The sequence below is a fragment of the Microbacterium zouquanmingi genome (genome assembly GCF_052266675.1).
Taxonomy (GTDB): domain Bacteria; phylum Actinomycetota; class Actinomycetes; order Actinomycetales; family Microbacteriaceae; genus Microbacterium.
Window position 1 is genome coordinate 1 of sequence record NZ_JBQPRA010000002.1, and the last position, 14,305, is coordinate 14,305.

13 protein-coding genes and 1 riboswitch are annotated in these 14,305 nt (G+C 63.4%); of the genes, 6 read left to right on the forward strand and 7 right to left on the reverse strand.

Translation table 11 applies throughout. The features are described from left to right. Positions 1–82 precede the first annotated feature (82 nt). The 6 genes from ACTU6V_RS04080 to ACTU6V_RS04105 all read right to left on the reverse strand — a co-directional run bounded on the left by ACTU6V_RS04080 (position 83) and on the right by ACTU6V_RS04105 (position 6,208). The gene (locus ACTU6V_RS04080) at positions 83–1,165 is read right to left on the reverse strand and encodes an McrC family protein (RefSeq protein WP_443475004.1); all 1,083 of its coding nucleotides are present in this window, start codon (positions 1,163–1,165) and stop codon (positions 83–85) included. 134 nt (positions 1,166–1,299) lie between these two features. Continuing rightward, positions 1,300–3,435, reverse strand: coding sequence for an McrB family protein (locus tag ACTU6V_RS04085; RefSeq protein ID WP_443475005.1), 2,136 nt, complete (start codon positions 3,433–3,435; stop codon positions 1,300–1,302). A 117-nt stretch (positions 3,436–3,552) separates the two neighbouring features. Beyond that, entirely contained in the window at positions 3,553–4,785 is a 1,233-nt protein-coding gene (locus ACTU6V_RS04090; RefSeq protein WP_443475006.1) for an EF-hand domain-containing protein, read from the reverse strand. A 10-nt stretch (positions 4,786–4,795) separates the two neighbouring features. Continuing rightward, the gene (locus ACTU6V_RS04095) at positions 4,796–5,119 is read right to left on the reverse strand and encodes a hypothetical protein (RefSeq protein WP_443475007.1); all 324 of its coding nucleotides are present in this window, start codon (positions 5,117–5,119) and stop codon (positions 4,796–4,798) included. Next, a complete protein-coding gene (locus ACTU6V_RS04100; RefSeq protein WP_443475008.1) occupies positions 5,116–5,424 on the reverse strand; it encodes a hypothetical protein in 309 nt (102 codons plus the stop codon). The genes ACTU6V_RS04095 and ACTU6V_RS04100 overlap by 4 nt, the downstream gene beginning before the upstream one ends. A 247-nt stretch (positions 5,425–5,671) precedes the next feature. After that, on the reverse strand, positions 5,672–6,208 hold the full coding sequence (locus ACTU6V_RS04105; protein ID WP_443475009.1) for a hypothetical protein: 537 nt from the start codon (positions 6,206–6,208) through the stop codon (positions 5,672–5,674). Between the two features lie 476 nt (positions 6,209–6,684). After that, positions 6,685–6,803, reverse strand: a riboswitch (SAM riboswitch). 57 nt (positions 6,804–6,860) lie between these two features. Here ACTU6V_RS04105 and ACTU6V_RS04110 point away from each other — a divergent pair. After that, complete coding sequence (locus ACTU6V_RS04110; RefSeq protein ID WP_443475010.1) at positions 6,861–7,607, forward strand: TY-Chap2 family putative peptide chaperone; 747 nt, start codon at positions 6,861–6,863, stop codon at positions 7,605–7,607. Between the two features lie 41 nt (positions 7,608–7,648). Further along, a complete protein-coding gene (locus ACTU6V_RS04115; RefSeq protein WP_443475011.1) occupies positions 7,649–8,830 on the forward strand; it encodes an FAD-dependent oxidoreductase in 1,182 nt (393 codons plus the stop codon). Positions 8,831–8,893: 63 nt separating this feature from the next. Here ACTU6V_RS04115 and ACTU6V_RS04120 read toward each other — a convergent pair whose 3' ends face one another. Beyond that, the gene (locus ACTU6V_RS04120) at positions 8,894–9,742 is read right to left on the reverse strand and encodes a hypothetical protein (RefSeq protein ID WP_443475012.1); all 849 of its coding nucleotides are present in this window, start codon (positions 9,740–9,742) and stop codon (positions 8,894–8,896) included. Positions 9,743–9,974: 232 nt separating this feature from the next. Here ACTU6V_RS04120 and ACTU6V_RS04125 point away from each other — a divergent pair, with 232 nt between their 5' ends. From ACTU6V_RS04125 to ACTU6V_RS04140, 4 genes are all read left to right on the forward strand, one after another. Continuing rightward, a complete protein-coding gene (locus tag ACTU6V_RS04125; RefSeq protein WP_443475013.1) occupies positions 9,975–10,580 on the forward strand; it encodes a TetR/AcrR family transcriptional regulator in 606 nt (201 codons plus the stop codon). 85 nt (positions 10,581–10,665) lie between these two features. Continuing rightward, positions 10,666–12,159 (forward strand): MFS transporter, encoded by a 1,494-nt coding sequence (locus ACTU6V_RS04130; protein WP_443475014.1) that lies wholly within the window; start codon positions 10,666–10,668, stop codon positions 12,157–12,159. Positions 12,160–12,261: 102 nt separating this feature from the next. After that, the gene (locus ACTU6V_RS04135) at positions 12,262–13,071 is read left to right on the forward strand and encodes an SDR family NAD(P)-dependent oxidoreductase (RefSeq protein WP_443469524.1); all 810 of its coding nucleotides are present in this window, start codon (positions 12,262–12,264) and stop codon (positions 13,069–13,071) included. A 12-nt stretch (positions 13,072–13,083) separates the two neighbouring features. Further along, positions 13,084–14,286, forward strand: coding sequence for a serine hydrolase domain-containing protein (locus tag ACTU6V_RS04140; RefSeq protein ID WP_443475015.1), 1,203 nt, complete (start codon positions 13,084–13,086; stop codon positions 14,284–14,286). Positions 14,287–14,305 lie beyond the last annotated feature (19 nt).

Below are 14,305 nucleotides of genomic sequence, written 5' to 3' on the forward strand. Positions count from 1 at the left end.
TCACAGCGTTGGAGTCAACTAAACCGTCAGCAGTCCCTCTAGGCGTTTTGGCTTCCCTGGGCAGACGATCCTCACACCTGCCCTAAGCCTCATGCGCTAGTGCAGTGGTGCGTGTAAGTGCAGACCCGAGCCGCCTCACGCGCTCCAGCACCATGTGGGGTGCCCCGTCGAGACTCAAAGCATGGGCAACCACGGTCGTCCCGGTGGCAGTGATCCGATACCTTCGCGGTTCCACATCTCCCGACACGTAGAGCAAATGTGCCTCTGTTACGTTGGCCGTCACTGCATAAGCGAGCGCCTGATAAACATCTGCGTTGGGCGGTGACCCGTTGTTTTGACCCCACACCTTGTATTTTGTGTCGGCCACTGTGACCACGTGTCCTCCGCGCGAGATCACAATGTCCGGTCTCAGATGTACCTCCCCATCGGCGTCCAGGAGCCAGTCGGAAACTTGCAGATCGACGTCGAACCCGGCTGGTCGCAGTGTCGTACGGAGCACCCGTCCGACGAAATCCTCGTACACCTTTGCGACATTTAGCAGGAAAGTCGACCCCGCGCTAGCTCCTTCGCTGTGCGCCCAGGAGGTTGCTTCGAGAATCCAACTCGAGATTCGCAAGGCAGGTTGGTAGTGCGCATTGAGTCGCGATACGGAAGGCAGCGTCAATCGGCGATTCGGTCGCAGATCCGATACCTCCGAGAACAGCCCGAGGAGCGGACCCAGTTTCTCGGTGATCTCGGGTGCGAGCTGTTCATGCCGAATGAGCGCGCGCAGCGCCGCCTTCAAAATTCGGTTCTCGGCGACATCCTCGCTGTAATCGTCAAACGTGAGCTCCACTGGCACGGGGATGCCAGGGCGCGTCTTCAGTTGCCTGGCGATGTCCCAGCGCCCTCGGATGACGGTCCCCGTCTCCTCGAGGGAAACATAACTCTTGAGGAGGCCGCGACTCGTCGCCGCTGTGACTGCGCGCACCAGAGCCCTCGCCAGCGTCGATGGCAGATCCTGATCGGCGTCGAATGAGAAGGCGTCGTTGCTTACATCGGTCTGTAGCCCCGAGTACGACGCCATGAAGATCAAGCTGCGCAACGCTGTCTTTGGTCGCACAAGCAGACGAATATCGTCGATCGCCACGACGCCCACACGGGTCACGTCGGTGATGCGCCACATGCCCGGATCCGATGTCGGAGAAACCCGACAGAACCTCAGCTCCTGCACGCGAGCGGCCTGAGACGCGCTGAGCCGAACGAGAGATTCACCCTTCTCAGTGATGTCCTCGACCCGAGGCTCGAGTACCTCCGCCTTCATATCCCTGGTTGTGTATCGTTATCGTCGCGTACGCTCGCGAGCAGAACATCCAGCCCGTAGTTCAGGTGCACATTCACTCCAGTGCCGATGTGCCGTTCCTCAAGCAACGGCAGGATGCTCTCCTCCCACACCGCACGCAGGTCGGTCTCATTGAGGTCCGTTGCTCGCAGAAGGTGACTCGGACCAATGCGATCCTCCCGATCGCGGATGCTCGCGTTCAATTGTTCGAATAGCGCCGCGACCGGCAGCGTTTGCGGGTACTCGGCCGACCAGCGATCCAAGATTCCGTTGACCGGCTCCACGTCAGGGTGTAGCTCGAAGAACGCGAATCGGCGCCGCATCGCCGAGTCGAGCAGCGCGATTGACCGATCGGCAGTGTTCATCGTTCCGATGATCAGAACGTTGGCAGGTAGCGAGAATGACTTCCCGCCATCATCGCCAGAGCCAGCGTAGAGAACGTCGATTGCGTCGTCGCGATACTCCAGCAGGTAGTAGAGCTCCCCAAAGACCTTGCTTAGGTTCGCCCGATTGATCTCATCGATCATGAGTACGTGCGGCACATCAGGGTTCTTGCGTGCTTCGTCTGCGATCTCGCGAAGAGGTCCGCGCGTGAGAGAGAACGACAGCTGTCCAACGGCGTCCGTCACTGGCCTGTACCCGGCGAAGAAATCCTCGTAGGTATAGGACGGATGGAACTGGATCCGTTTCACGACGCTGCCTGGCTTACCGAGCCTCTCGGCCAGAGCGCGCGCGACGTAAGTCTTGCCTGTTCCCGGCGGGCCATAGAGGATCACCTGACCCCGCCGATGAAGGGCGCTCGTGACTTTGCCGAGCCACGTCGCGTCTAGGTGTGTTGCGTCAGCGAGCTCGGCGAGGTCGACATCGGACAGAACGAAGCCACGCGGATCGAGAGTCGCATCCTCTTCATCGCTCGGCTCGACCAGCAAATCGTCCGTCGGCGCGACTGTGTTATTGCGCCACCGTGACTCGAGCGGGTCGCTGTAGAGGTCAACTGGCTCGCCCGATTTGACCTGAAGCGCAATTAGGATCCTCTGCAGATCGGCATCGGCGTCATCGGAAAACTCGCCTCCGACCTCTCCAATGAAAGTATCGCGGATGCGTTTCCGGTGGTCGAGGGAAACGATGGGACCGAAGAAGCCGGGATGCACGAGATACAGCAGGGCGTACCGCTGAGTGGGGAAGCCACTGTCCTTCCCCATAACAAGCTCCCGCCATTGGCGGGGATCCTCGAGCGCGCTTTGCTGCTCTTCTTCAGTAAGTTCGGTCCATCTGACGAGCACGTCGAGAATGACCGTGATGGCATGGTTGACGTGCGACTGCATTCCCTGACCCGGGTTGAACGCACCTCCGCTGAACGCCCGATCGAACACCTGAGGAATCTCGACTGGGTGCTTCATCGTCTCGAGAACAGACTCCACGCGTTCTCGCTTCTTCGCGTGTCCGATGATCTTCGCGATCGGCAGTAGCTGGAGCGCGATGACCTCGGCCATCAACAGTTTCTGATCATCAGTTGCTTCAGCGAACTGCAGCGACAGGTTTGAACTGAATCCTTTGCCATCGACCTTCTCGGCGGTTGCCCAGAGATTGTGTAGTCCGCGGATGTTCGCGCTTGTCCAGACCTCACGACCGGGCGCGAACGCCGAGAGCCCCTTCCGCAGTCCTTCCTCGACGATCACCTCGGCGGCGGCCAACAGCCGACGCTGCGCAGAACCGTTGCTGACCCATCGCTCGGGCAATGCTCGCTCGATCTCGTTCCGTCGATGCTCACGCTCAACGGCTTTCAGTCGTTGCGCTTCGACGAGTAGGTCGTTGCCGGGGTAGGCATCAACGGCTGCGATACCGCTCGGGGTGATGGCCCATTCGCCCACGAGGGAGGGATTCTTCCGAAGCCATCCCGCTGCAACGAGTTCAGAGCTAGCGAATCGCCAGTTCGTAGAACCGCGAGGCAGGTTCCGTGTATTGATTTCCGACTCGTACGGAGTCAGAGGGACGCGGGCCAGCGATTCCTCCCAGATGTCGGCGATCGGAACGTAGCCGCCATCGGGTGCTCGCTCGGCCAAGATCTCGAGTGCGGTACGAACGCGTTCCGCAGTCCGAAGTTCTTTCTCCATCGTGCTCCTCTGCATCAAGTTCGTTTGTGAGTCTAGGTCGAGATAAACCGGCGTTCCGATTGATCCGCTCCATGCTTGGCCATGAGCAGCGGTCAGCGCGGCCGTCTCGAGGTGCGTCTACTCGGGGGGCTCTGCATCGTCCGACGCGGGCTTCTGCTTCGCCTTGAACAATGACGTGACCCTTCCACGCGCCTTGTCGGCCGCGGCTATGACCGCAGTGCCGGCATCCTTCGCAGCAGTGAGAGCTTGAGCTTCATCGGGGATGCCGTCGCCGTCGAGATCAACCGCTCTGAACTTGTCCGCTGCCTTGCTCGCCGTTCCGGCGAACGCGCCTCCGGCACGCTTCACCGCTGTGAGTGCTCGTGCCTCGTCGGGGATACCGTCGCCGTCCAGATCGACGGCCCGGAACGCTTCAGTAGCGGCGCTCACCTTGCTCCAGACGCCCTCGCCGAAGTCCTTCACGTTGCCGGCAGCCGCCTCCAGCGCTACCGCCGCACGGGACGGTTCGGCGTTGCGCTCCGGCTTCGCGTACTCCTGTAGCCAGTCAGGAAAGGCATCGGGCGTTGTGGGGAATGCGAGACGTGACGCTTTGACGACGTCTCGGCCGAAGGTGAAGCTGCCGACGCCACCGATGACGGCACCGACGCCGAAAGGGATCGCTTTGCCGAGCGTTCCAGCCCCGAACTTTCCACCGATCTTGAGCGCCTCACGCCCGATGACAATCGTCAATGGGGCCAGCGCCGAATCCGGAAGCTGTTCGGTGAGCACTTCCCCCCAGCCCTTCGGCAGTGATTTGCTGACCGCACCGGTTGCGAAACTGCGCGCCTGGCTGACGCCCCCGGCGCCGAATGACGTCAACACCCACTTGCTCACCTCGCTCTGCGACTTCTGCCCGAGTAGCATGCCGAGCACGAGTGGCCGCGCGCGGTCAGGATCGGTCACGGAGATGCCGTGCAGCTCGGCCACGGCGAGCACATACAACGCACTCGTCTCGTAGAAGAACAGAAGGTCGGCGACGCCCAGGCCAAGTGCGATGGGAATTCCGACCCCCGGTATCGCGGCCGATGCTCCGACACCACTGCTCGTGATCGTGACGGTTGCGACGTAGCGGCTGTCGAGTTCCTTGAGCAGATCGGCGGGTGAAGCGTTCGGCTTATCTCGACGTACCGAGCGCAGATACTCGAGCACTACTGGGCGCTGAACTGCGATCGCCTTGAAGATCTGTGCTTGGAACCCTTCGCCTTTAGCCATTTCCTTCGCCTTCTCGGCGACGAGTTCGGGCGGAATCCCCAGCGCTTTCGCGACCTCTGTCTCGGATGCTGCGGGGGTCGACGGTGTCTTCTCGCTCATGGCGTCTCCACTATTCGGTGAACTTGAATATCACGACGGCATCCGGATCGATGCTCGTGGCCATCTTGCTGAAATAGAACTCGGCCTGATCCCGAAGCGCCTCCTGATTGCCTTCGAGATGCTTCTTCTTCAGCTCGGCATTGATGATGGCGTTGAACTGCTCCGACTCGGTCTTCTGCTCGGTGAAGGCACTGAGAATGCCATCGTCGCCGATGACGCGCTCGATGGTCAGCCCGTCTTCGCCGATCCAGATGAACGGCGGCACAATAATGAGAAACTCATGATCTGCAGTCGACTCCACCTTGACGGCGTCCACCCCGAGTTTCACAGTCATGCCGTATTGCATGTACCGCGCTTTCTCAAGGAGGGGAACCTCGCGGAGGAGAGCAGGGGAATGCCCTTGGCTTCGGAAATACCTTGAACGCCGAGTTCGAGCAATACCGTCTGCTCCTTCTTCTTGATCGAGGTATCTACCTGCTCGTTCTTCACAACGCTGTGAGAGCCGACTGCTGAGACCAGCCACGCCGGAGTGAGAATCCCCACAGCGACTCCAGCGATAAGGGCGCCGAGCACCAGGACGATAAGTCCGAAGACCGCAAAATGCGACCACAGTGGGACGGGCTTGCTGAGAAACTTCATCTACTTCTCATCTCGGGCTGAAGTGTGGTCATTTTTGCGTCCATGCGCCTGCATGCGACGCGAAGGCTTCAGTTTTGCGTATGTGGCGCATGGTGGGCGGCAACTGTGGCGACAGCATCACGCGTGTCGCGGCGAGCGACGGACAAGGAGTGGATGGGCCCCACAGCCCCACCCCGTGGGCGAGGCTCCCCAGCACCTCGCCCACGACGGGCGACCTCCCCTTGGTCACCCGCCGGTCCTCATCTCGCTACGGCTGAACGAAGACTTCGTCGGCCAACATCCCGGGACGAACACGGATCAGCGCCGTCTCCCCGTCAGGGACGAGGAACGCCTGTGAACCGGTGGCGGATGCGCCGTTGTAGAGCTCATCCATCCCGAAGCCGTCCGCGAGCGAAACGAAGTTGTCGAAACTGTTGACGACGTTGCGGGCGCTGGTGACAACGTCGACGCTGACCTCGACCGCGAGACCGGATTCATCACCCGTGTACGTGACCGTGTAGTTCACGATCTCGTGGTGCGATCCCGCCGGTGCCGGGTCGTTGAACATGTTGCCCTCGGCCACCGCAGCAGAGCCGTTGGCGGTGTGACTGTTGACGACGACGGTCCAGTCGTCGCTGCTTATCTGCGAGGCGGGCGGGTACGGGTTCTCACGCGTGCCCTGCTCGGCAGCGTCCACCGGCTCTTCCTCCTCTGCCACTGCGACCTCCTCATTCTCGGGCTGGGTGACGGTGGTATCGGAGTCGCCGAACTCGTCAGCGATGGCCTCGTTCGTCACACCGGCCATCACCGCGAAGAAGACGACGAAGCGGACGATTCGCGATCGGGGCGGGGATCTGGAATTGAGGCTCGAGCGGCAGTTAACGGAATCGACGGTGAGCACACCGCTTCGGAGGAGCGTGCACGTCGGCCGTCGGCGTTGCTCACCAGTTCCCGCAGGTAGGGCATCGGCATTCGCGGTGCCACCAACCGCTTTCTGGTTGCTGCACGAATGGCCATTCGCACGCGTCGTGTCTGTTGGTGAGTAGATCACGTTGAATGCAATCGACGACGTGTGCGGTGTAGGGCGGGGCGGAACGGGCGTACACGTCGAGCTTGTCGCGCTCGACGTGGACGTAGGCGCCAGTTACAGCATCTTCGAGGACCAAAGATCCGTCCTCAAAGACCGTGACGTATTCCTCGGCGAAGACGTCGATCTGTATTCGGTACGTCCGGCCCCTGTGCACAGCCACGGAATTCTCCTTCATGGAGTGCCGCGAGCGGCACTTGGACTTGCCCGATTGCCTTTGCCTCGGACCATCTCTCTCCCCCCCCGGCACCCCACTCGATGGAGGAGGGCTGCCGTGCGGCCGGCCAGGTATCTACCACTGCAACTCCTGAACTTGAAAGAACCGTATCGGGAAGCTCCGACACTGGGAGAGCTCTGCCAGAATGCAGACATGAGCGAAGGCCCAGGGGTTTCAGCGCGTCACAAGATCGCCGCGTATTGGTGGTTGGCCAGCGAACTTGTGCGTCGCCACCCTGAGCTCAACGTCGCCGAGACCTATCCAATGGATGGCTTCTACGACTGCGTTTCGGTTGGAGGAAAGTCAGGCGATCGGGACATCCTCATCGAGATGAATCGTGAAGGCTCGATTCACGTGCACCCTGCGCATAGCGGATTTATGGCTGTCGAACAGGTCATCTCCCACGATGACCCGCTCCGGGCCGTGCGAAGCCTTGAGCAGGTCGCTGGACTCGCGAAAGGGGCGAGTGTCTCGAGCGGCTCTCGGATCATCACGCATCGCCTAATTGCTCGCGTGCTCACTCTTGTCGTGAACGATGTCGCCGAATGGGATGTGCGAATGCTCACCCGGAATGGCTTCGGGCATTCGCTATCGCTCTTCGATCGTCATTCGTCGCCGCTCTTCGACGTTGAGACCAACGCAAATGAAAAGGGGCACTTCTCGTCGATCTTCCCAACAGAGGCGCTGTTCCACTCGTTCTTGATCAGTTCAAAAGCCGAAGAAGACGTTGACGGGCGCCTATGGGCGCTCAAGAAGGACGGAATGGTCGTTGCCATCTTCGACACTCGTGGTTACGTCTATACGCGAGAGCAACGAGCATCGGTGAAACCTCTCTATGCCAGGTTAGGGCGTAGCTTGACGCTGACCGCAGTACACGCCTTGGGTGGCATCTTGCCTTAACGCCACCCCCACACCCGCCCATCGCGGAGCAAACTATCCCTATGAGCACCACGCTCAACACGGATTGCGCGATCGTCGGCGGTGGGCCTGCCGGACTCGTGCTGGCGCTCGCGCTTGTGCGCCGAGGCATCCGGGTCGTCGTTCTCGAGAAGCACGCCGACTTCCTGCGTGATTTTCGGGGCGACACCATCCACCCCTCCACACAAGACCTGCTCGTGCAGTTCGGGCTGCTCGACGAGTTCCTCACGAGGCCACACGATGACATGGCTCGCGCCACGTTCAGCTGGTACGGCACCGAACTGACGCTTGCGGACTTCACCCGCCTGCCCACCCGCCGCAAGGTCATGACCTTCATGCCACAGTGGGACTTTCTCGATCTGATCGCAGACGCTGCGTCGCGGCATCCGGGATTCACACTCCTCCGGGAGACCCGCGTCGACGGGCCGATCCGCGACGGCGACCGCATCGTCGGGGTCACCGGGACCGCGCCGGACGGCGAGGTCTCGGTGTACGCACGCCTCGTCGTCGATGCCTCCGGGCGCGACTCCGACATCCGAGCCGCAGCAGGACTCGCCCCCAAGGGTGTCGCCTCGGCGATGGATGTGCTCTGGTTCCGCATCGCCCAAACCGCAGGCGAGCGGTACCCGTTCATCCAGGCCGGCTCCGGACTCATCATCACGATTGACCGGGGCGACTTCTTTCAGATCGCCCACGTGATCCCCGCTGGCACCTGGCGCGGCACGGATGCTGACCTCGCCGCGATGAAAGATCGCATCGCGCGTATCTCGCCGAGCATGGCCTCCTCCGTCAGCAGGGTCGTCACATCTGATGTGCGCCTGCTTCGGGTGCGCCTCGAGCGGCTGCGCCGCTGGTTCACCGACGGGATGCTCTGCATGGGCGACTCCGCACACGCGATGTCGCCGGCGGGCGGGGTCGGTATCAACCTCGCGATTCAGGATGCCGTGGCCACAGCCCGCATCCTCGGACCCGTACTGCGTGAGGGCATCCCGACACCCGCCGACCTACGACGTGTGCAGCGACGCCGCAACTGGCCGACCAGGATCACCCAGTTCGTGCAGCGTCGGATGCAGGGGCCTCTGCTCGCGGAACGCGAGTCAGACGCGCCGCTACCGTTCGTGCTGCGGATGCTGCGCGACCACCCCCGACTCACCCACGTCACCGGCCGTTTTATCGGCCTCGGCGCGCGGCCGGAGAGGCTCTGACCTACTCGCCCCGACAGGGGCCGACTCCCTGAGTCCGTCGGCCCCTACTGTGGTGGCTGCGCCTTACGGCTGAACGAACACCTCGTCAGCCAGCATCCCGGGGCGAACCCGGATCAGCGCGGTCTCGCCGTCAGGCACGAGGAATGCCGCAGATCCGGTGGCGGATGCGCCGGTGTACAGCTCGTCCAATCCGATGGGGTCGGTGAGCAGCACCAGCGCGTCGTAGCTGTTGACGACGTTTCCAGCGCTGGTGACCAAAGCGATTCCGACCTCGGCGGACAGGCCAGACTCATCGCCCGTGTAGGTGACCGTGTAGTTGATGACTTCGTAGTGCGAACCTGCCGGAGCGGCTTCGTTGAACTCGTTCGCACCGCTCACAACGGGGTTGCCATCGGTCGTGTAGCTGTTCACCACGACAGTCCAGTCGTCGGAGCTGATCTGAGACGCCAGCGGGTAGGGGTTCTCGCGCGTGCCCTGATCGGCGGATGCCGCAGATCCTTCTTCGGTCGCGGTCTCAGCGTCTTCATCGGTCGTCTGCGTGACCGTGGTCTCGCCGCTGCTGATCTCATCCAGTGCTTCGCCCGCTGCCGTGAGCACGACGGCGAAGAACACGATGAATCCGACGATCGTTCCGATGATCGACACGATCAGACCGACGATGCCCATCCACTTGCGGTCGCCCTTGAGGAACAGCGACACGATGCTGAGCACGAAGGCGATCGGCAGCAGAATCCAACCGACGACCAGCGCGCCGGGGATGCACGCGAAGATGAAGCCCACAGCGGCGACGATGAGCGCGACCAGCGCGACGACGTTGTTCTTCTTCGGCTCGGCACCCTGCACGCCCGCGGGCGGCATGGGCGGAGGCATCTGCTGCGGCGAAGGCGCTGCGGGAGGGGTGGGAACGGACATGTGATTCTCCTCTTGGAGTGGGCATGGAGCGCCGGCCTGCCCCACGACGGATGCCGCGGAGCGCCAGAATCACAACGATATCGGTGGCAGCAGACATAGCGCGCGAGGCCGCTTTCCACCCTTCGACCTGCCAGTTCGCAGGCTGGCGGGAGGGCTGCACGCTCGCAGCATCAGGCATTTGCGATGATGGGTCTGCCCGGCGGCGATTCGCCGGGCAGAGCGGAGCCTGAAATTGAGCGGTGCACCTGAGCGCGTCTCGCGCGCAGAGCAGAAGAGGCGCACGCGCGACGCCCTGATCTTCGCGGCCCGCGGCCTGTTCGTCGCGCAGGGCTACTCAGCGACGACGGCAGACGCGATCGCGAAAGCCGCGAACGTCTCGCGAGCGACCTTCTATCTCTATTTCCGCTCGAAGGCCGAGATCATCATCGAGCAGATGCGCGCGGTCGAGCCCGAGATCCTCGCCGACTTCCGCAAGCTCGCCGAGATCCCCGCAGAGCAGGATGCGCTGGAAGCCTGGCTCCGCGAGCACGCGGCGACTTGGCGCCGCCACCAGATGGAGTTCAGCGCGATCGTGCAGGCCATGGCCGCCGAACCCGCGGTCGCTGACGAGTGGTTCGAGGAGTACGGACGCATCGTCGCCGAACTGCCAGAGCTCGTCACCCGCCTCATCGAATCGGGGCTCGACGAAGAACGCGCTCAGGCTCGACTGATCGCCGTCGCGATGACGATCGACCGCGCCTTCTACTTCGGCATCATCGGGGATCGGCCGGACTTCCTCGACGCGATCATCGCTGAGATCGCCTCGACACTCGCGTTCGGATTGACGGTGCGCGCATAGCTTTGGGTAGACACGTGTCTATCAAGTGAGCTACTCTCTCGGAGATGCACGGCGCCGACGCCGTGCCCGACAGAGAGTTGAGACGATGACGTCCTCCGACATCGCTCCACCGGCAGTGGCCGGCGGAAAGACCCGCGACACCACCCCCACCGCATTCCTCCCCTGGCGCCGTGCCGGCCTGGCAATGGCCCTCACCTTCTCGTTGCTGCAGCTGCTCAACGAGGTCGGCGCCATGATGGCCATCCCGCTCTACGGCTCGATGAGCAACGATCTCGCTCTGAGTCCAGGCCAGGCCACCTGGGCGCTGATGAGCACGACCATCTTCGGCGCAGCGACGATCGCCCTGCTGTCGAAGGCGGGCGACATCTACGGCCACCGCCGTCTGATGGTGATCTCGGTGCTCGGCATCGCGTTGGGCTTCGTGATCTCGGCCCTCGCGCCGAACTTCATCGTGCTCGTGATCGGCCGCGCCCTCACTGGCACGATGGCCGGTCAAGCGCTGTGCATCGGCATCCTCAACGCCCGACTGTCGGTGGGCGACCGCACCCGTGCGGTCGCGATCATCGCTGGCGGCCAGGCCATCGGCATCTTCGTCGCCTTTGCCTTCGGCGGCATGATCGTCGAGTTCGGCGGCACCTGGCGCGGTGCCTTCTGGATCGGCGGTCTGCTGACCGCCCTGAGCCTGGTCGCCTTCCTCATCTGGGGCAAGGACTCGGATGCTCGTGTGCGCAGCGCCGGCACTCGCCAGCGCATTGAGGTCGGCGGCGTGCTGCTGCTGGGCGTCGGGCTCACCCTGCTCTGCATCGGCATCGCTCAGTCCACGACGTGGGGTTTGGCCTCTCCCGCGACGCTGCTCACCGTGCTCGGTGGCGCTGCGGTGCTGGCCGGATCGTTCTTCGTCGAGTCGAAGGCGAAGAACCCGCTGCTCGACGTGCGCTCGCTGCTCGGACGCAACCTGACCCCCGCCTACCTCGTCTTCCTGACGCTCGGGGTGTGCGGGATGCTGCTCTACAACCTCACCCTCACGCTCCTTCAGGTGCCGGGCGACCCGGTGAGTGTCGGTTTTGGGCTCAGCCCGCTACAGGCCGCCTTCGTCTTCCTGCCGATGACGCTCGCAGGGCTCGTCGCGGCCAAGACTGTGCCGATCATCGTGCGCCGCACCTCTGCAGGCGTCACCCTCGTGATCGGCGGGCTGCTGCTCATGGCTGCCTTCACCGCACTGCGCTTCGGGCACGCCTCGCTCGCAGTGATCGTCGTCGCGATCCTGGTCTTCGGATACGGCTACACCGCGCTGCTGACGACGGCGCTGTCTGTCATCACGGCCGAGGCGCCGAAGGAGACCGCCGCAGGCACAGCGTCGCTGTACGTGTCGATGGCGCTCGCGGCATCCTCGTTGGGTGGGGCGATCTTCGCAGCCCTGCAGGCGACGAACTCGGTGCCGATCGAGGGTGGCGCGCTGCCCACGGCAGGGCTGTTCGACACCGGCTATCTCATTGCTGCTGGCGCGACGCTCGTCGCAATCGTCTGTGGTCTCGTGATCCGTCCGACCACGCTCGCAGACACCGTCGTCACGCACTGAGAATCTCGCCGGTCTGCCACATTCACTAGACACATGTCTAGTGAATGTGGCAGACTCATCTCACGGTCAGGTAGACCGTCACTATCGCTCGAGGAGGAGCACATGACATTCGAGGGCACCGTCGCACTTGTCACCGGGGCTGGCTCCGGGATGGGACTTGCCACTGTTCGCGCGCTGCACGCCGCGGGCGCCACCGTCTACGGACTGGACATCTCGCCGAGCGTCGCCGACGCTCTTGCCGACCTGGACCGTGCCACCGGCCTTGCCGTCGACATCTCTGACAGCGCCGCCGTGCAGGCTGCCTTCGAACGCGTAGAGTCCGAGCAGGGCCGCCTCGACGTCCTCGTCAACGCCGCAGGGGTCAACGCTCCGAACCGTGCAGCGCTCGATGCGCTCAACGACGAGAACCGCAAGATCTTCGATGCGATGAAGGCCGGCCGCAAGCACGACTCCGAGTTCTTCGAGTTCGTCACCGACGAGGACTTCGACCGCGTCATGCGCATCAACCTCTACGGCACCTTCTACACGATGCGTGCAGCGGTGCCGCTCATGAAGCGGGGCGGCGCAGGCTCCATCATCAACTTCTCCTCTGCCGCAGCCCTCATGGGGGTCACGATGCCCGCCTACTACCCGGCCTCCAAGGCCGCAGTGCTCGGTCTCACCCGCGAGGCCGCCGCAGAGCTCGCTCCCTTCGGCATCCGCGTCAACGCGCTGGCTCCCGGCGCGATCGACACCCCGCTTTTCCGCCAGAGCGACGAAGAGTTCGCCGATTTCCTCATCGGCATGCAGCCGATCCGCCGCGCCGCCCAGCCCGAGGAGATCGCCGAGATGGTGCTCTTCCTCGCCGGACCCTCGGCCTCATACCTGACCGGTCAGACGATCTCGCCCTCGGGCGGGCTCGTGATGGTCTGAGCGGAGCATCCGATGACCATTCCCGTCTCGCACACCAGTACCGCTGACGTCGTCACCCGCGACGACATCGACCCGCGCGCAATCGAACGCTTCACCGCCGAGATCACCTCCGACATCGAACACGGCGCCTACGACGGCGTGCACGTGATCCTCGCCCGCGGCGGCGAGAAGGTGCTCGACACCACGATCGGCTGGTCCGAGCGCGCGGCCGGACGTGAGATGCGCTCGGACGACGTGTTCCGCGTGCTCTCGCTGACGAAGGCGTTCACGAACCTCATGGCGCTGCGCGCCATCGGCGAGGGCAAGCTCTCGCTCTCGACCAGGGTCGTCGACCTGATCCCCGAGTTCCTCGGTACCGATCCATTTCGGATGCTGCGCAAAGACCGCATCAACCTCATCCACCTGCTCACGCACCGCTCCGGCCTCACCCCGACGCCGAACCCCGGCCTTGGCCCCGACGGCTTCGGCGTGCTCGCCGACGTCATTCAGGCGCTCGGCGGCGTGGACGTGCTGTTCGAGCCGGGGGAGAATCTCAACTACGCACCGGCCATCAACCACGCCCTGATGGGCGAGATGGTCCGCCGTGCCTATGGTGCGGAGTCGTTCGGCGCACTCGCGCAGGAGCTGATCTTCCGCCCGCTCGGCATGAGCGACACCTCGTTCGGGCTGCCTGAGGCACTCGCTGATCGCGCCGTGCCCCTGAAGGCCTATCTCCCCGAGGGCGGCTTCCTGCAGCCGAGCGACATCGAAGTCCTCAACGACGTGATCACCGCGGATGCCGAGATGCCCTGGGTGGGCTCGGTCTCCACCGCCGATGACGTGCACGCGTTCGCCGAGTGGCTGCGCCGCCGAGGAGAGCACAACGGCGAACACCTCGTCGCGCCCGCGATCCTCGATCAGGCCACCACGCTGCAGACCGGTGAGATGCCCAACGACCTCTACGCCGAGATGGCGAAGGCGCGCGGCTGGGAGATCCCGAAGGGCAACTTCGGCCTCGGATTCTCGCTCTCGGGCACCGGCACCGCGCCGAGCTTCTTCGGGCCCTTCACCTCTCCGCGCACGCACGGCAACTACGGTGCCGGCTCATCGCTGTTCTGGGTCGATCCAGAGCGCGACTTCACCTTCACCTTCCTCTCTGCCGGAGTCATGGAAGAGAGCGAGAACGTCGCCCGCTTCCAGAAGCTGTCGACGATGGCGATCGCCGCCGCCCTCTGACCGGCACCCGAAATCACCC

What these genes read in the sequence shown, in the direction of transcription:
- ACTU6V_RS04080 (WP_443475004.1), bottom strand. Translation starts at nt 1,165, where the DNA reads ATGTGGCGCATCACCGACGTGACCCGTGTGGGCGTCGTGGCGATCGAC.
- ACTU6V_RS04085 (WP_443475005.1), bottom strand. Translation starts at nt 3,435, where the DNA reads ATGGAGAAAGAACTTCGGACTGCGGAACGCGTTCGTACCGCACTCGAG.
- ACTU6V_RS04090 (WP_443475006.1), bottom strand. Translation starts at nt 4,785, where the DNA reads ATGAGCGAGAAGACACCGTCGACCCCCGCAGCATCCGAGACAGAGGTC.
- ACTU6V_RS04095 (WP_443475007.1), bottom strand. Translation starts at nt 5,119, where the DNA reads ATGACTGTGAAACTCGGGGTGGACGCCGTCAAGGTGGAGTCGACTGCA.
- ACTU6V_RS04100 (WP_443475008.1), bottom strand. Translation starts at nt 5,424, where the DNA reads ATGAAGTTTCTCAGCAAGCCCGTCCCACTGTGGTCGCATTTTGCGGTC.
- ACTU6V_RS04105 (WP_443475009.1), bottom strand. Translation starts at nt 6,208, where the DNA reads ATGGCCGGTGTGACGAACGAGGCCATCGCTGACGAGTTCGGCGACTCC.
- ACTU6V_RS04110 (WP_443475010.1), top strand. Translation starts at nt 6,861, where the DNA reads ATGAGCGAAGGCCCAGGGGTTTCAGCGCGTCACAAGATCGCCGCGTAT.
- ACTU6V_RS04115 (WP_443475011.1), top strand. Translation starts at nt 7,649, where the DNA reads ATGAGCACCACGCTCAACACGGATTGCGCGATCGTCGGCGGTGGGCCT.
- ACTU6V_RS04120 (WP_443475012.1), bottom strand. Translation starts at nt 9,742, where the DNA reads ATGTCCGTTCCCACCCCTCCCGCAGCGCCTTCGCCGCAGCAGATGCCT.
- ACTU6V_RS04130 (WP_443475014.1), top strand. Translation starts at nt 10,666, where the DNA reads ATGACGTCCTCCGACATCGCTCCACCGGCAGTGGCCGGCGGAAAGACC.
- ACTU6V_RS04135 (WP_443469524.1), top strand. Translation starts at nt 12,262, where the DNA reads ATGACATTCGAGGGCACCGTCGCACTTGTCACCGGGGCTGGCTCCGGG.
- ACTU6V_RS04140 (WP_443475015.1), top strand. Translation starts at nt 13,084, where the DNA reads ATGACCATTCCCGTCTCGCACACCAGTACCGCTGACGTCGTCACCCGC.